Source organism: Botrimarina mediterranea, assembly GCF_007753265.1.
GTDB classification, from domain to species: Bacteria; Planctomycetota; Planctomycetia; order Pirellulales; family Lacipirellulaceae; genus Botrimarina; species Botrimarina mediterranea.
This window is the reverse complement of record NZ_CP036349.1, coordinates 808,860-831,951: the sequence shown is the minus strand read 5'-3', so window position 1 is coordinate 831,951 and position 23,092 is coordinate 808,860. Positions and strand designations below refer to the sequence as shown.

Genomic DNA, 23,092 nt, shown 5'->3' with positions numbered 1-23,092 from the left:
TAACGAGAGCGGGCACACCGCGTGGCGGGAACGATCGGCGGTAGCGGCGGGGTCGCTCCCATCAGAGTCGCCCCCGTTGAATGGCCTTGCGGGTTGCCGATTCTCAGAGGCTTCCGCCGCGGGCGGAACTAAGCTTGTGCGGCGAAAGCGTGTCGTCATTCGCCCCCTGCACAACTCTCCGCTTGCGACCGCCTTTGTCGATGCCTGCAGATTTCGCTGCGATAACTCCGTCCCCGTCGGGCGTCATCCCTAGCTCCGGCGCGACGCACGGCGTCGATTCTTTAACGGGGCTCGTCAACCGCAACGAGTTCAACGAGCTCGTCCACGCGAATTCGATGACCGAGACCGAGTGCGGACTGCTCACGCTCGGACTCAACGCGTTCCGCGCCGTCAATGAGGCATTCGGTCTCGAAGTCGGTGACCGGGTCTTGGCCCAAGTGGCGAAACGGCTCACGGCGCTGGCCGACCGCGGCGAGCTAGTCGGGCGGCTCAGCGGCGACGAGTTTGGCGTTTTCCAATACAGCGGGCCGCAGCCCAGCGGTTCGCGCGGTCTTGCCCGCCGCATCATCAGCTCGTTAACCGAGCCCTACTTGATCGATTCGCAGGTGATCCACCTGGGCGTCAGCGTCGGCGTCGCGCTTTCGCCATACGACGCCTCGGAAGCAACTCAACTGACCCGCTACTCACAGCTCGCGGCGCAGCACGCCCGGCGAGACGGCGGGAATGTGGTGCGATACTTCGAGCCGACGATGCTTGCCGTCATCGACTCACGCCGCGAGCTCGAAAAGGACCTACGCCGGGCGCTGGTGCGTGACGAGTTTCAATTGCTCTACCAGCCCGTTCTCCAGATCGAGACGGGGCGGATCATTGCCGTTGAAGCGTTGATCCGCTGGCGTCATCCCAAGTTGGGGCGTGTCTCTCCGGCCGACTTCATCCCGGTCGCCGAAGAAGCCGGCCTGATCGGGGCGATCGGCCAATGGGCGCTGCATCGCGCGTGTCTCGACGCCGCCTCGTGGTCGGAACCACTCCGTGTCGCGGTGAACGTCTCGCCACTGCAGCTCAAGTCGCGCGACTTCGTCGGCGTCGTGCAGTCCGCGCTGCAAGAGAGCGGACTGTCGCCCTCACGCCTCGAGCTCGAGATCACCGAGAGTGTGCTGCTCTCCAACGGCGACCTCGCCCTGGCGATGCTCCAAGAGGTCCGCTCGCAGGGCGTCACGATCGCGCTGGACGACTTCGGCACCGGCTATTCGTCGATCAACTACCTGCGGCGTTTCCCGTTCGACAAGATCAAGATCGACCGCTCGTTCGTCAGTGGCGCGCAGGCGAATCCCGAGGGGCAAGCGCTCGTGAAGATGATCGCGGCGCTCGGGGTCAGCCTCGACGTCTCGACCACGGCCGAGGGCGTCGAGACCATCGAAGAACTCAATGCGGTGCGCGACGCCGGCTGCACCCAGATCCAGGGCTATTACCTCAGCAAACCGCTGGAGGTCGACGCCCTGCTCGAACTCATCGGCGACCCTTCATTGGCACAAGCACACGATCAGTCTCGGAGGGCCGACCATGTTGCGACGAGTTCTTTATAGCAGCAAGGCGACCGCCGGCCTCGGCATGCGCGACGCCCTCGACATCATCCGCGTCTCGTACAACCGCAATAGCCAAGCGGGCCTGACGGGCGGGCTGCTATTCCTCGACGGGTACTTCTATCAAGTGCTGGAAGGCGTCGGCGGCGCCGTCGAGACTTGCCTATCGCGTATCAGCCGAGACCCGCGACACGCCGAAATCGTGACGCGGCGTGACGAACGCGTCAGCGAGCCGCTCTTCGCCGACGACTGGATGGCGTTACGGGGAATCGACGACGTCGAACCCGAGGTCCTTTCCGCCCACGGCTACGAGCCTGGCCTCCCAATCGAGCGATTTGGCGCGGATCAAACGCTCGCCTTTCTACTGGCGTGCTTCGACAAGCAGCTAGTAGAAGAGCTCGCCCCGACACTAGCGACCACGCGGGCCTAAGAAGCGAGGGGCAACGCCCCATTGAGCCGTCGGCGCTAGCCGCGGGTGAACCCGGCACACGGGCCGCCTAGCAAGGGCGGCGCGTGCAGCGCCCGGCGTCGGCTTCGTACGAATCCGATCGGCATCGATTCTCTATAATCCTTCGTATCGAATTTCCATCGAAACGAGGACCCGCGATGAAAGCGATGATGCTCCGATCCTTCGGCGGCCCCGAGTCGTTCGAGCTCTGCGACGCGCCCCAGCCTTCGCCGGCCGCGGGAGAAGTCTTGGTCCGCGTCCACGCAACCTCCATCAACCCGTTGGACTACCAAGTCCGACGTGGGGACTACGCCGACTTCGTGCCGCTGCCGGCCATCACCGGACACGACGTCTCGGGCGTTGTCGAAGCCGTCGGGCCGGGGGTGACAACGTTCTCTCCCGGAGATGAAGTCTGGTACACGCCGCAAATCTTTGCCGGGCCGGGAAGTTACGCCGAGTACCACGTGGCTGCCGAGAGCATCGTCGGCAAGAAGCCGCCCACGCTCAGCCACCTCGAGGCGGCATGCGTGCCCTTGGTGGGCGGGACGGCGTGGGAAGCGTTGGTGGTGCGTGCCGGATTGAGAGTGGGGGAGAGCGTTCTTATCCACGGCGGCGCGGGAGGCGTCGGGCATGTCGCGATCCAGCTCGCAAAAGCCATCGGCGCCAGGGTGTACACGACCGTCCGCGAAGCCAACTTTGAGTTCGCACAAAGCTTAGGCGCCGATGGGGTCATCGACTACCGAAAGGAGGACTACGTCGACGCCATCCTCCGCGAAACGGGCGGCCGCGGAGTGGACGTCGTGTTCGACACCATCGGCGGCGACGCCTTGTCCCGCAGCCCCGACGCGCTCGCCCAGCTCGGCCGCGTCGTCACGATCGTGGACATCGCCCAGCCACAGAACGTCATCCAAGCCTGGGGCAAGAACGCGAGTTATCACTTCGTCTTCACAAGACAAAACCGCGGCAAGCTCGATGAGTTGAGCACGCTGGTAGAACGCGGTCAGCTGCGGCCCCACGTCGGCGCCGTCTATCCCCTCGCCGACATCCCGCTCGCCCACACCCAGTTGGAGACGCCCAACAACGGCGTCCGAGGAAAAATCGCGATTGCTGTTGCGCCAGCGGCCCCATGAGCCGTCGGCGCTAGCCGCGGGTGGCGCCGGAACACAGCCCGCCAATTGAGGGTGGCATCTAGGGTGGCTGCGCTTATAGGCGCTAGCCGGAGCCCCCTGCGGCAGTCGAGTGGGCGACGTGCTGGTGATTCACTGGGGGCTTCGCTACGCTGCGACCCCAGCCACCCGCCGTTATGGAGTCGAATCGACCCCGGTTCGCGTTTCGGTTAGGGAACTGGGGTCCCTGAACTCGCATCCAAACTTCGTAATGCCGTGGGCCGTTTCACACCAGCAGATACGACCGATTTTCTGGAAGCTCGGACAACCTGCAGATGCAAAGTCAATGACGATCGCATTTCCTGGGATGGCTTGACGCGCCATAGCACTGAGGCCGCCTTCAGAGATGTTCAGCAGTGTCAGTGCGATAGCTTCACAAATGGGTCGGCCGTCGGCGTCCAGGGGAACTCCAACGACGGGCGCAGACATCGGATAGCGAGCCCACTCGCGACGCTCTCTCTTGACGCACGCAGGTCCGAGTAGCTCCTCCAATACTTCCCGACCGAAGTTGCGGAGGGAGTTCTTCTTCGAACCGCTAGGCTCCCGATCGGCTTCGGAGCCACTTCCTGCGTGGCAATCCAAAGAAGAAGGTTGGGGTCGACCCATCACGAAGTACCAACGTCCGCACCCGGGACACGACGTATCGCTGGCCCATTCGCCTCCTTTGGGGGCTGGCAACTCAGAAAGGTCGCAATGGCAGGTTAGACACGCACTCAGCATGCAGGTGGGTGTCAATTCAGGTCGGGGGTCCGTGGTAGGACCGACTCCACATAGAAAGTCGATCTCCTTGTCCCAGCTAGCTAGCAGTGCGCTCATGTCGTCATGCACGATTTCCAACCCCTCGCAGTGCGGAATGCCAAGCTACGCAGCCGTGAGCGTAGCCCCTCACGGCCTTACGACCCTCTGACTTGGCTTGCGTAACCAAGCGATGCTTGCAGATCGTCTTAGACTACTGGATTTGGAAAATTAATTCCCAAAATCGCACTGTCTGCAGAACGGCAGGGTTGGCACGAAAAGAAAGGTTGCGACGAATGGGCAAGACGCGCCAGCGACCGCAGAGGAAGATTGGGAAGGATGCATTCTGCAGGGCCAGCCGCCAAATACTATTTTAGGAATTCTATTTCCCTAAACGGAAGTCCGGTCCCAGTAAGCTCGATAAGGTAAACAGCACCTCAAGTCACGCTCTCGGGCGCCGTTTGACGAGAGGGGCTAAGTGCGGATTCGTCCCTGCCCGGGGATCCAACCAACTGTTGTGAACCCGCGACGTTCGCACTCGGCCCCCCTCGTCGAGCGGCGCCTTTCGATTACGATGCGCGTAATTCGTAACGCGTTGATCGTATCCGAGAGTGTGATGGCGTTAATTCCGGTTGACCAGAGCGGTTTTGAGGAAGCGATCGAGAAGGCACGCTCGCTAGTCGAAGAGGCACTCACCACGAATGGGGAAGGCTTAGAACGACTCAACGAGATCGAAGACTTTGTGTACCTGAAGGGTACGACCGGTGTCGTGACCTGGGCCAATCAGGCATACCAAGCCTTTTACTCCAGGGCGAGTAAGCCACACGGCCGCCACGCCAAGACGTTTCTCGCCCCCATCGTGCTTACCGTTGCCAAGCATACCGACGCTCTGATTCTTAGCGGATGTGAGCGGCTGTACTGCGACCACATCGGAGTCAGCGGCGACGGGACGAAGCACCTATTACGAACCTACAAGCAAAGCCTCCGTCATTTGCAGAAATCCGGATACGCGATACTTGGCGTGACGCGTCCGCTCCGACCGATTGCGACGGACGAAGAGGATCCTGAATTTGAGATGGCGCGTCTCGCCTCTCTGTTCGCGACATTCGATGATCGTGACAGAGAACTCTGTCGTCTCTTTGCGTTAGGCTTCAATAGTAGCGAGATTGGCGAACAGCTTCAGATGACGAGCAGGAACGTTGATCTCCGGCGAAAGAAGTGCCTTGAACTCCTTGGAATTGATAAGGTCGTCGATCTCGCGCGCTTGTTAACACGATTCGAGGAGCGCGGGTACTTGGAGATTAATCTTTGATACAGTGCATTGGTGTTAAGCCGGGTGCCATGCCCACACGCGAAGCGGATGGGCATGCTGAAGTCACGAGTTGCGTCGCCAGCACGCTCCGTCAACAGCATCGTCGAGAAGAGTCAACGTCGGCACGCGATCGCGATCGATTCCAAGCGGTAAGTCAATGCCGGTATTCCACGCCGCGGCGCTCGACCAACGCCAGTCCGACGGCTTCGCGACGAGGCCGCGGCGCACTGGATTGTCGTGAATGTACGCGATCTTCTCGTGGATGTCGCGGACCGACCTCAGGTTCCTGTCGTACCCGCCACCGCGTTGCCAGAAGCGGTAACTTGCTTTTCCATTGGGCTGTCGGTCGAGCAAGTTGGGCAGATAGTCGGGCGAGTTGTTCTTCAGCCACACCAGCGCGCGGCTGGAGGTGGACTGCTTCAACACCGTGAGGATCGAGGCCATCTTCGCCGGCCCAAGCGGCAGCACGATCAAGTGGACATGCTCGGGCATGATGACGTAGGCCCAAAGGTCGAACAACGCTTTTTGCTGACCGAGTCGGACGGCGTCGATAAACCACTGCCGCGAACGGTCGCGATCTAGCAAGGCGAGGCGACGGTAGCATGAAAAGGTCAGGAAATGGGCGTCGCCTGGGACATCGTAGCGGCGGCAGGTCTTCCGATTAGGCGGCATTGGGGGAGTATTGCTGGCGTAGTACGGAATTGCCAGCGAATGCGCACTTAAAGCGTATCGCGGGGCCGCATGCCCATCCGCTTCGCGTGTGGGCATGGCACCCAGCCACCCCGGATGCCGCCCTCGTGACGCGGCCCAGGACACCGAGGCCACCCGCGGCTAGCGCCGACGGCTCACCTTGGCGATACCATGAGCGCCTATGCGAAACCGCCTCCTCATCTGCTGCACTTGGTTCTTCCTCGTCCTCTTCTCCTACTACGTCCTCAAACCCGTCCGGGACGCGCTCGCGACCGAGACGCAGCTCTTTGGGCCGCTGTACCTGGCGACCTTTCTTACCGTCTGCGCGGCGCTGCCGCTCTACTGGCGGATCGTCGCGCGGACGTCGCGGCGGCGGTTGGTGTTCGGCGTCTACCAGTTCTTCGTGGCGTGCCTGGTGGCGTTCGGCGTGCTCGTCGCGCGCGGGCATGACGACGCGGCGTGGCTGCGCAGCGCGTTCTTCGTGTGGGTGAGCGTTTTCAACCTGTACGTCGTCGCCGTATTCTGGAGCGTGATGGCGGACCTCTTCTCCGCCGAGGAGGGCAAGACCTGGTTCGGCGCGTTGGCGGCGGCGGGGACGACCGGCTCGATCGCCGCGTCGCTCTTCGGTCAGTTCGCTACGCAGCGTTTGGGCGTCGCGTGGCTGATGGCGGTCGCGATCATCACCCTCGAGCTCGCGATCGTGACGGCGTGGCTGGCCCTGCGCTTCGAGGCGCGCGGCCCTGGCGATGCGAGCGACGCCGCCGAGACGCCCCACACCAGCGGTTCGCTCCTCGCCGGCCTGCGCACCGTGTTCGCGTCGCGCTACTTGTTAATGATCTGCGCATTCACCGCCATCGGGAAGTTCGCCTCGACCTTCGTCTACAACAACTTCCAGCACACGCTGCGCGCCGAAGGGCTAGCGGTCGCCGAGCGAACCGAACTGTTCGCGACGATGAACTTCTATTCCCAGACCGGCACGCTCGCCTTCCAAGCCGTCCTGGCCGCCACGCTAATGCGGCTCGCCGGCGTCGGCGCGGCATTGGCGACCGCTTGCGGCGTGATCTTCGGCCTCTTCGCTTGGCTGTCGGTCGATGCGGGGTTGTGGCCGTTGATGGTCGCAAAGGTCGTCCAAGAGATCGTCGGCTACGGCCTGCTCGTCCCCGCGCAGCACGTGCTGTTCACCGTGGTGAGCCGAGCCGAGAAGTACGAGTCGAAGGCGTTCGTCGACACCGTCGTGTTCCGCGGCAGCGACGTGGCCGCGGCGAACGTCTGCGACGCGTTGGGACGGTTCTCGACAAGCGCCGCCGCGCTGGCGATCCTGCCGCTCGTCGGCGTGTGGATGGCCCTGGGGGCGTGGCTAGGGCGCAAGCAGGCCGTTCGGGCGCGGGACGACGGTTCAGGCGTCGCCGATTGATCCGTGCTAGCGATGAATAGCGGGGCTACCCGCGGCTAGCGCCGACGGCTCATGGCCGCAAGCGGCGGCCGCCATCGAGAAGGTTCCACAACAAGAGCGGGCGAAGGGGTTCGAACCCTCGACATCCAGCTTGGGAAACTGCCCCGGCGTACAAACCCGTGCGAAGGAACGGGAGTCAAAACGCTTCTACAATAGTAGGAGCGACGCCTTAAAGCTACGTCTTTGTTTGCACGTCGAATGGTGGATTTGTGCCCAAACAGGAGTAGTGACTACTCCCGTTCTGTACCGGGTCAATAAAGGGAGTAGTGAGTCTCGCCAGTTCCCCTCGCTCGCGGTCCTCGACGGCTGGAAAGGACCCGCGGCGCGTTTACTTACTTACCTACCCTCGGCGACGTTGCGGGCGCAAAGGTCTCTGGATCGGGGGCTTCGCCTACCCACGGGGGCGCCTCGCCGAGGACCCAAAGCCCCCCGGGGGGTCCTCCCATCAACTCGGCGCCGCGCCATTCCCGTCGAGTGCGCCGTTCGGCTGGATGCTGTGCGCGGGATTCAGCTTTACATTTACAGCACCGTGGCGGGTCCTTCCGGCAAGTCGCTCGCGACCGTTCCCACCGTCGCCGAGGGGGCCGCAGCTACACTCCCTCCCGGGCTTAGGTTCTCCGGCGACGGGCGCCTTGGGGTAGGCGTAGCCCCGCGTCGGCCGAACTTTGTTCGCGCGGCGCTGCAAACCGGGAGGACAACAACAACCCGGTGGGGCGGTCGGGTCCCTTCCGGGGGCCCGGGGGTACTTCAGGTAGCACCGGCATCGAACGCCTCGTTCGTGTCGGAATATTCGAGGCCTCTCTCTCTCTCGACGCGCAGTCAAACGGCAGGCGGCGCGGCCCTTATTCTTGAGGCGTCACGAACTTCACGCCGAGCTTGGTGATTCCGTGCGATTCCTTCCGCCAGCAGACCTTGGCGAAGCACTGTGTGCCGGGCGAACCCGCGACGGCAAAGTCCACCAGCAGGTAGTCGCCGACCGCCTCACCGGTTTTCATCAGGCCCAACCCCCCTGAAGAAATATCCAACAGCGTCATGCTATAAGCTTCGGCGATCGGGGCGCCATCTCCCCCGAGCGGCACAACAACGACCGGCGCCGACATGGGGTAACGCACCGACTGCCGGCGCTCTTGGACGGCGTAATCGCCACCGAGGAAGGCCGAGAACAATTTCTTCGCGGCCGGAAGCGTGGCGTTGTGCCGTTCAGGTTCAAGCGGCGCTGCGTCAACGTCTTCGGAATCGTCGACCGCCAAGCTGACACGGGCATGGTTTCGCGCCAGCGTAAAGTAAACGTGATCGCACTGCGGGCACGGCACGGGCGCCGCCCACATTTCAGGGCGGGGCGTCGGCCACGACAGATTGCGGTCGCATTTCTCGCAGCACTCGATCTCATGCGACTCGGTCTCCATCCATGGCGCGTGCGTGGTGGTTCCTATGCTGCACAGACGATCGAACTCGCTCTCGAACTGCGCAATCAGGCTTTCCATCTCGGGGGCGGATGTACTCATGTTCTCTATCTAAGTGTCGGCGGTAACTTGCGTCGCGGACGCGACCTTGAATCCGGTGTGTCGACGGTTCACATGTGCTTCAAGGTTGGGACCCATTCTCTTGGCTCATCTGAGAAATTGTGCGCAAAGCGCATGCGTAGTGCCGCAGTCTTGCTCCGGCCACACTTGGTTGTAGCGATTGGGAGGCCTCATTGAGGTGATTGCGACGAGTGAACGCATTCTGAGCAAAGTGGTTGAGTGCAAACCAAGAACGCCGTGCCGCACCGCGCTCACTTGGTGACATAGGAGGCCTCAGCGATAGGAGTTCATAGGAATTCAACGTCGGATCGAGTTGGGTGCTACGCGTCCGAGTTCGCATGGTCGGCGGTGAGCTCAACGTCGTGACTCTACAAGAGGGTGAGCGCCCGATGATCCGCCTTGCGCTTTGTTTTCGGTTTCGCAACCTTCGTCCTGGCGACTGCGTCCGATTCTTGCGGAGCGAGGCGCCTCGTTGGCGCCAAATTTTTCGAGGCCTCTCTCTCCCTACGACTACTTTGGGCGGATCGACAACGCGCCGTCGGCGAACGGCTGGAGGAGCGGGTCGTCGGCGCCATCGGCGCCCTCGACTAACCAGCGGCGCCGGTCGGCGGGCGTCGCCAGCAGCACGGGCATGCGGTCGTGGCCAACGCTACGGACCTCGGCGTTCGGCTCCGTCGTGAGGAACGTCACACTAAGGACGTCGGCCTCGGCGCCTTGCCACGATTCCCAGAGGCCCGCAAACGCAAGCGGCTCGAACTCGTCGCCGCGCCGGACGCCGAAATAGTGGTCGCGCTCGTGGAACTCGACAAACGGCACGAGGCAGCGGCGCCGCTTGAAGGCGTCGCGAAAGGTTGGTTTGGTGGCGGCCGTCTCGCTGCGGGCGTTGAACGTCCCACGCTGGAACTTCTCCCGCTTCGGCGACTTGTCCGATGGCTTCCACCAGCGCGGCAAGAGGCCCCACTCGGCGCCGAACGCCTCTAGCTCGCCCGCGTCGTCGATCCGCAGCGCGGGGACCGATTTCAGGGGCCACGCGCCGCCGTCCTTCAGTTCGTCCGCCAGCTTGTCGAAGAGCGTCCGCTGGTCGGGGCGCAGGTGGTACTCCTCGACGAAGTGCTCGGGGAGGTGCTTGGCGGATTTGTAGTGGTGACACACGGCGAGGGCGAGCGGCTAGCGGAAGTCACGGGAGACGCTCCGCATCGTACCAGCGCCGGCCATGTCGCAGATGGGCTCGATCCGGGCCACGACGACGTGCAAAATGCCCTCGGGCGAGTGTTGCAGCTCACCCCGCACGACCCACGCCGGGGATCGCTTGGCCGTGCGGTAGTAGCGTTCCCACGTCCGCGGGTGGACGATCAGGTTCGTGGCGCCGGTCTCGTCTTCAAGCGTCACAAAGGTAATCCCCTTGGCCGTGCCGGGCCGCTGGCGCAAGAGCACAACACCCGCCACGGCGACGTGGGCGCCGTTGGGATGGGTTTGCAGCTCGCGGGCGGTGAGCACTCCGCGCCGCCCGAGCTGCTCGCGGTGGAACGCCACGGGGTGGCCGCGGAGCGACAACCCCAACGACCGATAGTCGGCGAACACCTCATCCTCGGCCGGCGTCGCGGGGAGCGCGTTGGCGAGCGGCTCGTCGTCCACGAGGTCGGCCAACAAAGGCTGATCGACGGCGCGGCGTTCGCGCCCCATCGCTTGCCAGAGCGATTGCCGACGATCGGCGCCGAGCGAACCGAAGACGTCGGCTTGGGCGAGCGCCTCGGCGTCGCCGCGGGCCAGACCCGTGCGATGATGGAAGTCGTCGAGCGATTGGTAAGGCTTGGCGCCGCGCCGCTCGATGACCCGTTCGGCGGCGGCGCTGCCCAGCGAGCCGACCATGCGGAGGCCGAGCCGCAAGGCGAAACCGTCCGCGCCGACTTCGAGCGTGCAATCGACTTCGCTACGGTTCACGTCCACGCCGCGCACCTCGACGCCGTGATCGCGGGCGTCCCTCACCAGCTGCGCCGGCGCATAGAACCCGAGCGGTTGGCTGTTGAGCATCGCCGCGCAGAACGCGGCCGGGTGGTGGTGTTTGAGCCAGCAAGACGCATAGACCAACAGCGCGAAGCTTGCGGCGTGCGACTCGGGGAAGCCGTACTCGCCGAACCCTTGCAGCTGCCGATAACACCGCTCGGCGAACTCCTCGTCGAGACCATTGGCTCGCATGCCGTCGAGCAGCTTTTGGCGGTAGTGCTCAATCTTGCCGGGCGTCCGCCATGCCGCCATGGCGCGGCGGAGCTGGTCGGCCTCGCCGGCGGTGAAGCCCGCGGCGACTTGCGCCAGCTTCATCGCTTGCTCTTGAAAGATGGGGACGCCGAGCGTCCGTTTTAGCACGCCCTCGATGGCGGCGCTCGGATACGACTCGGCCTCCTCGCCACGGCGCCGCTTCAAGTAGGGGTGAACCATGTCGCCCTGGATCGGACCCGGGCGGACGATCGCGACCTCGATAACCAGGTCGTAAAAGCATTGCGGCCGCAGCCGCGGCAGCATCGACATTTGGGCGCGGCTCTCAATCTGAAACACGCCGAGCGTGTCGGCGCGGCAAATCATATCGTAAACGTCCCGGTCCTCGGCCGGCAGCGTCGCCAGCTCCCAACGTTTGCCCGTGTGCTCGGCGAGGAGGTCGAAGCATTTGCGGATGGCGGTGAGCATCCCCAGCGCGAGGCAATCGACCTTGAGAATCCCCAGCGCTTCGAGGTCGTCCTTATCCCATTGCACGACGGTACGGTCGGCCATTGCCGCGTTTTCGATCGGGACCATCTCGCACAGCGGCCCGCGCGTCATCACCATCCCGCCGACGTGCTGCGACAAGTGCCGCGGGAAGCCCATCAGCTGATCCACAACGACCAGCAGCCGGCGACCGACCGGCGACCGCGGGTCGAGCCCTGCCTCGCGGAATCGCTCGGGCAGCTTGGGGTCGTTCTTCCAGCCATCCACTTGCTTGGCGAGCGCATCGACGCGGTCGAGCGACAGCCCAAGCGCCTTCCCCGCGTCGCGGATCGCCGAGCGTAGGCGGTAGGTAATCACCGTGGCGGCGAGGCCGGCGCGGTTGCGGCCGTACTGCTGGTAGAGGTACTGCAAAACCTCCTCGCGGCGTTCGTGCTCGAAGTCGATGTCGATGTCTGGCGGCTCGCCGCGTTCTTCGGAGATGAACCGCTCGAACAAGAGGTCGCTCTGCGACGGATCGACCGACGTAACGCCGAGGCAGTAGCAGACGGCCGAGTTGGCGGCCGAGCCGCGCCCTTGGCAGAGGATGCCGCGCGAGCGGGCGAATCGCACCAGGTCCCACACCGTCAGGAAGTAGGCTTCGTAACGCAGCTTGGCGATCAGCCGCAGCTCGTGGTCGATTTGCTGGCGAACCTTCTCGGGGACGCCCTGGGGATAACGGCCCTCGGCGCCCTGTTGCGTCAGCTCGGTAAGCCACGCCAGCTCGGTCTTGCCGGCGGGCGCGAGTTCTTCGGGATACTCGAAACGCAGCTCGTCGAGTGAGAAGCGGCAACGCTCGGCGACCTCGACGGTACGATCCAGCGCGTCGGGCCAGTCGCGGTAGAGTCGGGCAAGGTCTTCACGCGATCGCAAGCAGCGCTCGCCGTTGGGCAATAGCTCGGCCCCGTCGGCCGCTTCGATGGTCTCGCCGAGGCGGATCGCGGTGAGCACGTCGTGCAAGAGGCGTCGCTCGGGCGCGTGATAGTGAACGTCCCCCGACGCGACTAAAGGCAGGCCGCTGTGCTGCGATAACGTCGCGTACGCGGCAAGCCGCGCCCGGTCGTCGCCCCCGCGGTGAGCGTCCGCCAGTAGATAGCCCCGGTCGCCGAATAGGTCGCGAATGGCGCCCAACTTGTTAAGGTCCGCCTCGGGCTCCTCTAAGGCGACGCCGACCATCAGCCCCGCGGCATGCTCCGCCAAGTCGTCGAGCCGCAACTCGCACGACCCTTTCTCGGCGCGGCGGAGTCCCGTTGTCAGCAGTCGGCAGAGCCGACCATACGACGCCCGGTCCGTCGCCCAGACAACGACCGTCGGCGCATCGGTGAGCGTCAGCTCGGCGCCGATAATCAGCGGCAAGCCGGCTTCCTTCGCCGCGACGTACGCCCGCACGACGCCGGCGAGGCTGTTGCGATCGGTGACGGCGAGGGCTGCGTAACCGAGTTCGGCCGCTCGTCCGACCAGCTCGTCGGCGTGCGACGCCCCGCGGAGGAACGAGAAGTTCGTGCGGCAACGCAGCTCGGCGTATGGTGGGCCGCTGCTTGTCGTGACGGTCGGCGGCGTCGGGATCGGCTCACGCTTGGCGAGCGGCGGCTTGTCGGGCATGGCTCAGAACTCCCCCGCCACGCGCCACTGTCGGCGGCGGAGGTCGCAATGCAGCCACAGCCGCGCGCCGTTGTCGAGTTCAACCCACCACGCATCGCGCCGCACACTGCGGCCGCGCCACCAGCCCGTCTCGATCCGTTCGGGACCCCAGTAACGCACGACAGCGCAACGGCCTCGCCATTGCATCGCCACCGGCTCGCCGTGCTGATTGGTCTCGACCCCGACGGGCGGGGCGTCGCTCGGCATCGTTACTGGCAACCGCCGGGCCTTCGCGGCTTGTCGCGTCGTTAGCGCAAACGCTTCGGCTGGGGCGTCGGTCGCGGGCGTCGTGGCATAGGCGCGGCGGGGGTCGATGCTCGACCGCTTGGCGATCCGTAGCACGTGGTCCCCGCCGACGCGGCTTGCCAGCCGGTTAATCAACAGCGCGAGGGCGTGCGGGTCTTCGCGCTGGTCGCTGTCGAAGAGCGTCCGTTGCCGGCTATCGATCGGCGCCGTCGCCCCCACTAGCACGCGCACCGCTCGCACCGCGCAAGGAAATCGCACGCTGTCGAGGTGCAAGGTCGCTAGCTCTTCGAGTTCCCGCGCGGACGCCGTCGGCCGGAAGAGCCGCAGCACGACCCGCACCGGCGCCGCGTCGGCCGCGTCGAGCCGATGGTCGATCAGCACGCGCAGGGCGCCGCAGCGGCGGCGTTTCATTTGCTCGGCGACGCGGCACAACAGCTCGTGGCGGACGTGCTGTAAGGTCGCGGCGCAAGCGACCGCCGATTCGAAGTCCCATACGGCGACGAGGGGCGGCTCGCCACGGAACGACTCGACCGGCTCGGGCGCGTCGCCGAGCAACTGGTCGAGGCGTCGCGCCAGTTCGGCGCCGAACCGCGACGGCAAACTCGCCCGCGGTAGGTCGAGCAGTTGGCCGATCGATTCGATGCCGAGGCGTTGCAGCCCTTCGATGATCGCCGCCTCGACGCGCAGGGCTTCAACGGGGAGCCGCTCGGCAAACGCCCGGGCTTGTCGCTGCTCGACGATCGGCGGTCCCGCGTCACGCGATACAAACCGCGCCGCAGCCAGCGCGAGCCCCACCGTCGGCGCCACGGCGACAACGGCCTCGAGCCGATCGGCGCCGGCCCACTGCGCGACCGCCTCGGCGAGTCGCTTCTCGCCGTCGTCGCCCCACAGCGGCGCGAGGCCGGTCACGTCGAATAGCAGCCCCTCGGGCTCCTCGGCGTCCTCTAGCGAGACGACCGGACTAAACCGTTCGCACTCCACCGCTAGCCGTTCAAGCGCTCGGCGATCCGCGCCGGCGCGGTGAGGTAGCAGCAACAGCCGCCCCGGCCCTGCTAACCCTTGCGCGTCGGGCGTCTTCATGCCGACGGCGATACCGAGTCGCCGCGCTTCGACCGAGCATGCGGCGACGCGTTCGGTGCGGGCGTCGCCGACGCATAGCGCGAGCGGCTTGCCGACCAGTTCGGGCCGTTCACGGCGGCTACGCTGGACGGGCCAGTCGGGGAGCCACAGACAGAGCGTTCGGGAGGTGGTCCGCATCGCGGCTGGTCACGTCGTTAATGTCGCCGGTTCGCCAATCCAGGGTGAGCGTCGCCTCGCCCCGCGCGGGGCCGTGCCGATTGCGGCGGCGCGTCACCCGCACGCCGAGCGGCGCGTCGGGATCGCCGGGCGCGGGGATCGGATCAATGCGGAGTTGCACGTCGGCCCAACTCGGGTCGGGCTCGTGCCGCGCCGGGCGAACCAGCACGCCGAAAGCGGCGCCGGCCTCGGCGGCGAGTAGCAGCCGGCGGAACGCCCGGCCGTCGATCCGGTCCAGCGACGCCCACACGGCGCCAACCGCTGGGGACCGCAGCGCTATCTCTGTCGCGGCGAGGGCGTCCTTTGCCGACGTGGGCCGAACCCACAACAGCCGCCGCGCCTTGACCCCCCACGCGATCGCGGCGGGCGGGTAGAACGCCCCCGGCCCATCGACGACGACCAGCTCGCCACGCAGCCGACAGGCCCTAGAGGCGAGCCACAGCCCCACCAGCGACGCCCCGCAGCCAAGTCCGCCCGCCAACAAGTCCACCAGCCGGCGCGGGGTGACGCCCCCGAGGAGGTCGTCGAAGGGGGTGGGCAGTTGTCGCGATCCGTCGTCGGCCGGGTGCGAAGGCTTGTCACCGATCAGGCCGCGGAGCCGCTGGAGGCGCGGGTCGTCGGGGCTCAGTCGCGGTTCGGTGCTAGCAGGCGGGTACGGCATGCCGACAACCCTACTAGTGAACTTGCGTACATTCAATAGCGTTTGCTTCGGTTTGCTACGGAACGCCACGTCGCAGGCACAGACGGCGAGGGCAAAACCCCCTTAATTCGCCAAAAAACGCTTGAGGCGCCCGCTTCGGTCTGGCGCTCGCCCGCGCCAGATTGCGACGCCCCCCGAGGGCAAAAACATGCTTTTGCTGGCGTTTTTTGCGTGAAGGGGCTGGTTCGGTCGGGGCCGGCGGGTCGCTAGAACGGGATACCCCTTACCCTAAACCGCTGCGAAAGTGCGCGGAGTAGCACTTTCCTTATGGTGATCGTGGGCCACAGAACGTGGAGCGCACCACCCCGCCCGCAGCGGGTAGACTATGCCAATAAAAACAGGCAGTCGGCCAAGGCCGACTGCCTGTCTGTTGATCGACGGGGCTTGCCCGTGCGCCGTAAAGCGACGCGATCAGCCGTTCACGCGGCGGCGGGTGGGCCAAGCGACGACCGAGCCACAGAGGCCCAAGGCCGACCAAACGGCCAAGGTGCCCGGTTCGGGGACGACGCCGTCATCACGGACCTCGAAGTTGTAGGTCGTTTCCGAACCGCTGAAGCCGAAGGTGATGTTATCGACGGCTCCAACGAACTGACCCCAACCGGAGCCGACTCCGGAACTTACTCCGATCACGCTGAAGTCCGTGAGGAAGCTCTGCCAGTCTGACAACGTCGTCGTATAAAGCCCCTTGCCCGGAGCATTACTCGGGAGCGACCCAGTCGACCACAAATTGAAGTTGCTACCCACGATATCAGCGCCGACCCAGGTGTCGGTTGCAGCGGTCGGCTGACCGTTGTAGGCGCCTTCGTATACCAAATAGCCGGTGGACGCGCCATTGGACACCAGCAATCTCAGCGACGGATGCTGAGCGGCGCTGTTGGTGGAAGTAGCGTCGCGATACCACTCGTAACTCAACGAGGTCAGGGTGGCGAGCGATCCGAGAATAGAGGACGGGTTAGCCGCCGGGCCAAAGTTACCCGCAACATTGGCTACGGGAGCCGAATAGAACTCGATATCCGCTTTGCCATTCGTCGTGCCCGGCGAAGCGACCGGCGGTGTCGAGAAGTAGACCGAACCGTTGCCGTCTTTCGCGTAGGTGGTGTTGATCCCAACGACACCGTTGACCCGGACGTTGTTGTAGAGCCAGCCGGAGCCGGAGCCGTCGAAATCGTGACCGGTGTTTGTGCCGCCGGCATTCGAGAACGAGTCGCCCGGCGCGGCGTTTTCAGCGTAGACCTCGATGGCTGCCTGCGTGCTGGTTGCCAGAGTGCAGCTCAGCAGAGTCGCCAACGAAAGAAATATTTGGCATCGCTTCATCGACGCAGCCTCCAGGTGGAATTCGGATACTTCCAGATGGACCAGTCGGGAACCCTTCCCGATAGTTTTCGGCTCGTATACTACCTGCTGCGTGCCCCCCCGTGTCTATCGCGTCGCCATAAAATTTCCGACAATTTTTTCGCCTAGGCACCTAGGTGCATGTCGCCGCAGTACTGACCACTTGCCCCCCTCACACCGCGACGTAGCCGCCGTCTTCTAAAGCATTTGCGTCGGTTTGCTACAGAACGCCAACCATACGCCCCCCCCGGGCAAAACATGCTTTTGCTGGCGTTTTTTGCGTGAAGGGGCTGGTTCGGTCGGGGCCGGCATCTTGCCCAGCTTGAATACCCCCCTCCCCTAAAACCCTCACGAAAATATGCGGGGTAGCCGTTACGGTCTGCGCCTGGACTGCGTCAGAAATTGGACGCCCCCCGTTATCTCGCCGTCGTACAACGGCTATCGTCGCCGGCGGCGTCGTAGTTCTCGGGAAGCTGGTATAGCATCACCTGCGGCGAGCGGGTGGCCTGCTGGATCGTCATGACGCGGCCGCCAAACTTCTCGGGGGCGTTTGCCCGTAGGAGCGCCATCAGCAGCCGGTCGGAGTAACGCACCTCGACGTACGGCTCGCCGGTCGCGGGATCGATTAGCGGCTCGCCGTCGCGGCCGTAGCGGATTGTGCGGACGCCCTCGACGGCGCGGCGGCGGGCTTCGTCCTCTAGCACATCGGCCGCTATGTGCTGCGTCCGCTCAAACGCCTCGGCGTAGGCCGGGCATTCGCGGCGCCAGCGGTAGTGCGACTTGTGATCGACGCCCGAGTCGCGGGCCGCGGCGGTGATCGTCGCCGTCTCGCGGTAGGCGGCGAGGAAACGGCGTTGCTTGACGCTCAAGGCCGTTGGAGGATTGGCATTGGTGGGCATAGCGGCATTCTAGGCGATTGGCTCCAATCTGGCCGTGAACAGCCGAAGGCTGGCCAGGCTGGATGGAAGTCGGCCCGCGTCGGTGAAGACGGTTTTCACGTTCGAGGTACTGGCACCGATCCTGGCCGTCGCCGAAAGGAAGACAGAGACCGTGCCGGAAATCAGGCTGTCGCCGGAGTACCTTGAAGCGGCCGGGCGGATGCCTTAGCTTCGGGCTAGTCAGGCGGGGTGGTGGTTGGCAGCCGTTTGGAGGGAGTGGCTGACGGGAGGCTAGCGGCGCCTGCTCGGTCCGCAGCTGAAAAAATGCACAATTGGCATCGTTTTAGCTCCATAGGCTTTTTGCGGTATTTCCCCTGGCACGGCGTTGACGGGGGTTCGCAGATACTTACCATCCAAGAGGGGGGCTAATTCGGCCTCGATCGGATTTTCGTCTAGAAGAGACGGAGCTCACTGAATGCCACAAGCAATTGCTGTTGATTCACCTGCCGCAAAGCCAGTAAAGGCAACTCGGCTGCATGACGCAGACCGTGTGGCAGTGACGTCGTCCAACATGGCACGAATTGGCACCGCTACGCCCGCTAAAGTAATTGCGAAGGGCGAGGACATGCCGACTTCTACGCACACTAGCCGCTGCACGGGATTTCAGTCTCTCGTCTGGCGCATTCTATACTCTGCCGGCCTGGCTCCTCACCCTCGGCGACATGTGCCTGCTGACATCGTCGCAGCCCGCAAGGCGGTTGAGCGGCAGCACGATTGGTTGCAAAGCAATCATGCCGGCCGTTGGGTAGCCTATTTGGGCTCAGAATTCGTCGGCGCTGGGGAGGACGACGCGACTTTGCGGAACGAGGTAGACCCAAAGGCTGTGAACGCTAGAAGGCTGTTCGTCACCTTCATCGAGCCTGCCGATGGTGGCGAAACGGGCGCCGCCGCCTGATCAACTCACTGCAATCTGCAGGGAAGTCGCCCCGCCGCTTTAAGGCCTACTGGCAAATGTCGGCTGTCAGCTTGGACTCTGTGCGTAGATGGAGAGGATCGTCCAATCTCGGTACCTGAAAAAGGGTACAACGCTCGCGTTGCCGGGCGGGCAGAGTCACAAATTGAAAGAGAACCAAGCAATCGTCTGGTTGAGTATCGACGGTGGATACAGCCAGAAAGTTCCGCGAAGGGACTGCGCGATTTTCCCGGCCATTCTCGACACGGGATTCAATGCTGATCTTGTCATGTCGGAAATCCACTTCGATAAGTGGTCACACCGCGACGATCCAGGTTACGCATCAGACGGCGGCGAGTGTCGCGTAAACGGAGAGAAGTTCTATTGTCTCCAAGGGCAAGCCTTCCTTTACCGCCAAGAGCTTGCAAATGGTGCTCCGAATAAGCACGGGACTATCTCGCCGATCAAGCTGAAACTCAAACGGGGACTAGCAATTAAGCCGAAGCCACCGCTTCCCAATGCGCTAGCAGTGAAAATAGGCATCGCTAAGCCCGGTCGAGATATTCCACTGCCTTTGATCGGACTTGGATGCATTACCGAAAACCACTTGAGGCTGATTCTCGACGGTTATGACCAACACTTTCAGATCGAATCTAGGCATGCCACGTAGTGGATGTTGCGAATAGACGACTATGTCCCCCGGCAACTCCACGAGAATTAGCCGCGCCGCCGCTTCATACAAACGGCACCACGCGCAAGCCGTTGACTAGATTCAAAGCCGGTCCTCGATCGGCTCGTTGGGACAGCCGAGGTCTGCTTCAAGTTGTCAAAGAGCCAACCCTGCGCGGGGCTGCGGGTTGCTGAAGAAGCCTCACGCCGCGACGTAGCGCCCGTCCTCCAACTGCCGCGCCTTGCCGATCGCGGCGAGGGTTGCCAGTAGCTCGGCGAGGCGGGCTTTGTCGGCGCGGGTGAACGCGCTGGCGATTGTCTTCTCGTCGGCGGGCTCGCCCGAGGCGGAGAGGACGGCGCCGACGGCGGCGGCTTGCTCGGCGAGCGTCTTGGGCCACGGCCGCTTTGCCAGTTTGGGCGCCTTCGCCCCCTTCTTTCCGGCGGCGCCCTTGGCGGCCTTCTTACCCTTCGCGCCTTTCTTCGGCGTGTCCTCGGCCTCGTCGTCATCGACCAGCTCGACGCCGCGTTGCTGTTTGCCGGTGGGGTTCTGGTAGTCGGGGCGGAGCCAGCGGACGAGGCCGCGGCTCTCCTCCTCGGCCCGCTCGTAGTTGAGCGCGACGAGGCGTTCGAGGATTTGCTCGTCGGTAAGGTCCACGGGCCAGCCGTAGGCCTCGGCGACCGCCGTGTCGAGGTCATCGTGAATCTGCCGCAGCACGCTGACGAGGCCTTGCTCGTGGATCGTCTTCTCTTTGGCGGTGAGCGTTTCGCCGCTGCGGAGTTTTTCCAGCACGTTGTACATGCCGGTCATCGTCAGCTCCGGATGCTCGGCCTGCCGCGCCTTGCGGTGCGCGTCGAGTTGTTCGCCAAGGTCGCGGATGCGTTGCTTCTGGTCCCCCTCACAAACGGGAATAGGAAAGGGTTCAAAGCAAACGGACTTTGTGTAGCGTGGACGATCCTCCAGCGTTCCGCCCGATGCCAGCGTCCATACAACGTGAACGCGAGACGAAAGAACTCCCAGAATAAATGCATCGTCTGACGCAATGTTGGTCAGCATGTTGTCGGGAAGCGTCTCCTCGTCGATGAATGCAAATACCCGGTGCTTTGCTGTCTCCGGAGTTGCAATGATCCTGGAAAGCCCCGCGCTCGCTTGTCGCAGCACTGGACGTTCCCATCCAAATCGCCACCACTTGTCGCGGATGGACGCCCTTCGATTCTGATCTCGCTCGGGTTTGACGTAGTCGATTACGCGTTGGAAGGCGGCGGGATTCGCTGCCTTCGCTTCTTCCGCAGTCATCTCAAAAAAGTCGATGACGTACATGCCTCTCGGATTCTGCATAAAGTCGCGGCCATTCAAGTAGCTGCGTACGACACGATGCTCGGACCTAGTTTGCGGGCGTATTTTGTTCGCTGTATCGGAATCGACAACAAAGCCGCTTCCGTAGAGCTGGACGCCTGGAACACAAACACCGTCGTTTGCGCGCAATGGTCTAGCGCTATCGAGGTCGATGCCTGCGCTTAGTTGATGGTTGATACAAGCCACTTCCCGGGTAGCGAGGCCCGCTTCCTCATTACCAATAGGCTCGATTGGCTCGCCGATTAGCGCCGGTCCGCTGGTAGTCGCGCCAACTGTCATCGCGATCCTAACTGCCGCAGCGGTAGCCGTGTCCACCCAGGGATGATCCGCCACTGCAAATCGAAGTGTGAGTGGCGATTCCTTCGCCTGAATATGCGTTTCCAAAACCCTCCGCTGGAAGATTTGGCGAATGCTATTTGTGGTAATTAGACCGAACTGCCTAACCTCTCCCGCCCTCGTTAATCGTGCGGCTTTATCCCACCAGTACATGACAAAATCCGCCTTCTCTGGAAGGTCGTGGACCTTCCAGAGCGCTTCGACATATCCGTCGCCAATCGACTGACGCATCATCCAGCCACCGATAAACGGCGGGTTCCCCACCACGAAATCCGCCTTCGGCCACTCCGCCTTGCGCGGGTTGACGTAGCGGTACATCGGCACGCGGGCCGTCTCGTCGGGGACCTCTAGCCCCGTCACCGGGTGCGGCTTGGTCGTGCGGCCGTCCCATATCGTCACCGGCTCGCCATCGGCGTCGAGGACCTCCTCGCGGGCGTCGTAGTCGAGGACCGCGTCGCGGTTCTCGATATTGTGCAAGTCACGAATCACCGGTTCCGGCGGATCGACCTTGCCGCGCGTCCGGTAGTGCCACTGGAGGTAGCCGATCCAGAGGACCAGCTCGGCGATTGCCGCGGCGCGGGGATTGAGTTCGATCCCGAGGAGTTGCTCGGGGTTCACCGTGTGCGAGAGGTCAAACGCGATTTGCCGGTCGCCGACGAGTTGGTCGTAAGCGTCAAAGACTTCGCCCTCGATGCGCTTCAGATGCTCTAGCACGACGTAAAGGAAGTTGCCCGAACCGCACGCGGGGTCGAGGACGCGCACGTCGCACAGCCGATCGTGGAACGCCGTCAGCTCGGCGGCCGCGCCCTTGGCGTTCCCCTCCTCGGCAAGCGTGATGGCGGCGACGCGGGCCGCGTCCCACTCTTCGCGCAGGGGCTCGACCACGGTCGGCACGACGAGCCGCTCGACGTACGCTCTCGGCGTGTAGTGGGCGCCCAGCTTGTGCCGCTCGACCGGGTCGAGGGCCCGCTCTAGCAGCGTCCCGAAGATGGCGGGCTCCACGTCGTTCCACTTCTGCGACGCGGCCTCAATCATCAAGTCGAGCTGGTCGCGCGAGAGCGGGATTGCCTTATTGTCGGCGAACAAGCCGCCGTTGAAACGCTTCAGCGTTTGGCGGAGGTCGGTCGAGAACCCGCCCGTGTCCATCGTCCGCCACAGCGACTCCATGACGGGCGCGAAGTGCGCCGGGTCGTCGATCGATTTGAGGAGGTCGAGGAAAGCGTTCTCACGCAACAGCCCCACGTCCTCGGCGAACATGGTGAACAGACAGCGCATCAAGAAATGCGCCACGTCCTCGGCCGGGTGGCCGTCCGCTTCGAGGGCGCGGGCCAGCTTAGCGAGCGAGGCCGCGATGTCGCGCGTGACCTTGGCGCTGCGGCGCGACGGGTCGAGGGCGTCGGGATCGGTCCAGACGTGGCGCAGCGTGTCGAGGAGTTCGGGGCCGCGCTTCGGGTCGGCGAGGTCGGCGAGCTGGATACGGTGCGACCGCGCGTCGGGGAAGGGGACGTAGGCGCCGCCCGTGCGGGAGAACTCACTATAGAGTTCGATGCGGTAGCCCACGTCAACGACGAGGATAAACGGCGGCCGCCCCTCCTCGGCCGGGTCGAGGGCCCGGGCGTACTGCGTCGCCTGCCCGAGGGCGCGGAGCATCGTGGTGTCGTAGGCCTTGGTCCCGCGCTTGCCGTGGCCGGCGCGGCGTTTCTTGGTAGCCGTTTGGGCCTTCTCGCTGAACAGCTCGGCCTCGTCTTCCTTCTCGACGCCTTGCTTGGTCTCGCAAACAAAGTGCCCGCGCTTGTAGAGGTCGGCGAACCCGGTGCTGGTCGTGCCGTCGCCGTTGGTGAACGTCACGGCCCGGTCGAAGACGTAGGCGTTGCGGGCGTTCTCGGGGAGCGAGGGCTCGGGATGCGCGACGCCGAGGAGGTCGCACAGCTCGGTAAGGAACAGCGCGTAGTTCGCCCGCTCCGATCCCCCGGACGTACTCCAACGCTGGACAAACTCGGCGGCTTCCATGCGGTAGCTATCGGCTCGAAAAGGGGGCGTGGCGA

16 protein-coding genes are annotated in these 23,092 nt (G+C 64.1%); 6 read left to right on the top strand and 10 right to left on the bottom strand.

All coding sequences use genetic code 11. The features are described from left to right. Window positions 1-200 precede the first annotated feature (200 nt). The 3 genes from Spa11_RS03315 to Spa11_RS03305 all read left to right on the top strand — a co-directional run bounded on the left by Spa11_RS03315 (window position 201) and on the right by Spa11_RS03305 (window position 3,158). Window positions 201-1,583 (top strand): putative bifunctional diguanylate cyclase/phosphodiesterase, encoded by a 1,383-nt coding sequence (locus Spa11_RS03315; protein ID WP_197529704.1) that lies wholly within the window; start codon window positions 201-203, stop codon window positions 1,581-1,583. Next, window positions 1,561-2,010 (top strand): BLUF domain-containing protein, encoded by a 450-nt coding sequence (locus Spa11_RS03310; RefSeq protein ID WP_197529703.1) that lies wholly within the window; start codon window positions 1,561-1,563, stop codon window positions 2,008-2,010. The genes Spa11_RS03315 and Spa11_RS03310 overlap by 23 nt, the downstream gene beginning before the upstream one ends. A 176-nt stretch (window positions 2,011-2,186) precedes the next feature. Then, window positions 2,187-3,158: a zinc-dependent alcohol dehydrogenase family protein gene (locus Spa11_RS03305; protein ID WP_145107751.1), complete on the top strand. Its 972-nt coding sequence runs from the start codon at window positions 2,187-2,189 to the stop codon at window positions 3,156-3,158. 171 nt (window positions 3,159-3,329) lie between these two features. Here the strand turns inward: Spa11_RS03305 and Spa11_RS23560 are convergent, their stop codons facing one another. Next, window positions 3,330-3,800, bottom strand: a complete 471-nt coding sequence (locus Spa11_RS23560; protein WP_391503303.1) for a PilZ domain-containing protein — start codon at window positions 3,798-3,800, stop codon at window positions 3,330-3,332. Window positions 3,801-4,503: 703 nt separating this feature from the next. Here Spa11_RS23560 and Spa11_RS03295 point away from each other — a divergent pair. Continuing rightward, the gene (locus Spa11_RS03295) at window positions 4,504-5,241 is read left to right on the top strand and encodes a helix-turn-helix transcriptional regulator (RefSeq protein WP_145107741.1); all 738 of its coding nucleotides are present in this window, start codon (window positions 4,504-4,506) and stop codon (window positions 5,239-5,241) included. 63 nt (window positions 5,242-5,304) lie between these two features. Here the strand turns inward: Spa11_RS03295 and Spa11_RS03290 are convergent, their stop codons facing one another. Then, window positions 5,305-5,913 carry an REP-associated tyrosine transposase gene (locus tag Spa11_RS03290; protein WP_197529701.1) on the bottom strand — a complete coding sequence of 203 codons (609 nt, stop codon included), beginning with the start codon at window positions 5,911-5,913 and terminating at the stop codon, window positions 5,305-5,307. A 199-nt stretch (window positions 5,914-6,112) separates the two neighbouring features. Here Spa11_RS03290 and Spa11_RS03285 point away from each other — a divergent pair, with 199 nt between their 5' ends. Continuing rightward, complete coding sequence (locus Spa11_RS03285; RefSeq protein ID WP_145107732.1) at window positions 6,113-7,345, top strand: NTP/NDP exchange transporter; 1,233 nt, start codon at window positions 6,113-6,115, stop codon at window positions 7,343-7,345. Between the two features lie 881 nt (window positions 7,346-8,226). Here the strand turns inward: Spa11_RS03285 and Spa11_RS03280 are convergent. The 7 genes from Spa11_RS03280 to Spa11_RS03250 form a co-directional block, all read right to left on the bottom strand. Continuing rightward, the gene (locus Spa11_RS03280; RefSeq protein WP_145107726.1) at window positions 8,227-8,889 is read right to left on the bottom strand and encodes a PilZ domain-containing protein; all 663 of its coding nucleotides are present in this window, start codon (window positions 8,887-8,889) and stop codon (window positions 8,227-8,229) included. 528 nt (window positions 8,890-9,417) lie between these two features. Continuing rightward, window positions 9,418-10,059 carry an SOS response-associated peptidase gene (locus tag Spa11_RS03275; RefSeq protein WP_145107719.1) on the bottom strand — a complete coding sequence of 214 codons (642 nt, stop codon included), beginning with the start codon at window positions 10,057-10,059 and terminating at the stop codon, window positions 9,418-9,420. A 15-nt stretch (window positions 10,060-10,074) separates the two neighbouring features. Further along, window positions 10,075-13,245 (bottom strand): error-prone DNA polymerase, encoded by a 3,171-nt coding sequence (locus Spa11_RS03270; RefSeq protein WP_145107713.1) that lies wholly within the window; start codon window positions 13,243-13,245, stop codon window positions 10,075-10,077. Window positions 13,246-13,248: 3 nt separating this feature from the next. After that, entirely contained in the window at window positions 13,249-14,787 is a 1,539-nt protein-coding gene (locus Spa11_RS03265; RefSeq protein ID WP_145107706.1) for a DNA polymerase Y family protein, read from the bottom strand. Next, the gene (locus tag Spa11_RS03260; RefSeq protein ID WP_145107695.1) at window positions 14,729-15,487 is read right to left on the bottom strand and encodes an ImuA family protein; all 759 of its coding nucleotides are present in this window, start codon (window positions 15,485-15,487) and stop codon (window positions 14,729-14,731) included. The genes Spa11_RS03265 and Spa11_RS03260 overlap by 59 nt, the downstream gene beginning before the upstream one ends. 450 nt (window positions 15,488-15,937) lie before the next feature. Next, on the bottom strand, window positions 15,938-16,840 hold the full coding sequence (locus Spa11_RS03255; RefSeq protein ID WP_145107690.1) for a hypothetical protein: 903 nt from the start codon (window positions 16,838-16,840) through the stop codon (window positions 15,938-15,940). Between the two features lie 434 nt (window positions 16,841-17,274). Beyond that, window positions 17,275-17,757 (bottom strand): hypothetical protein, encoded by a 483-nt coding sequence (locus tag Spa11_RS03250; RefSeq protein WP_145107687.1) that lies wholly within the window; start codon window positions 17,755-17,757, stop codon window positions 17,275-17,277. Window positions 17,758-18,854: 1,097 nt separating this feature from the next. On the opposite strand from Spa11_RS03250, the gene Spa11_RS03245 reads away from it, so the two are divergent. Then, window positions 18,855-19,358, top strand: a complete 504-nt coding sequence (locus Spa11_RS03245) for a hypothetical protein (RefSeq protein WP_145107682.1) — start codon at window positions 18,855-18,857, stop codon at window positions 19,356-19,358. 201 nt (window positions 19,359-19,559) lie between these two features. Here the strand turns inward: Spa11_RS03245 and Spa11_RS03240 are convergent, their stop codons facing one another. Further along, on the bottom strand, window positions 19,560-23,057 hold the full coding sequence (locus Spa11_RS03240; RefSeq protein WP_145107675.1) for a class I SAM-dependent DNA methyltransferase: 3,498 nt from the start codon (window positions 23,055-23,057) through the stop codon (window positions 19,560-19,562). Window positions 23,058-23,092: the final 35 nt, after the last annotated feature.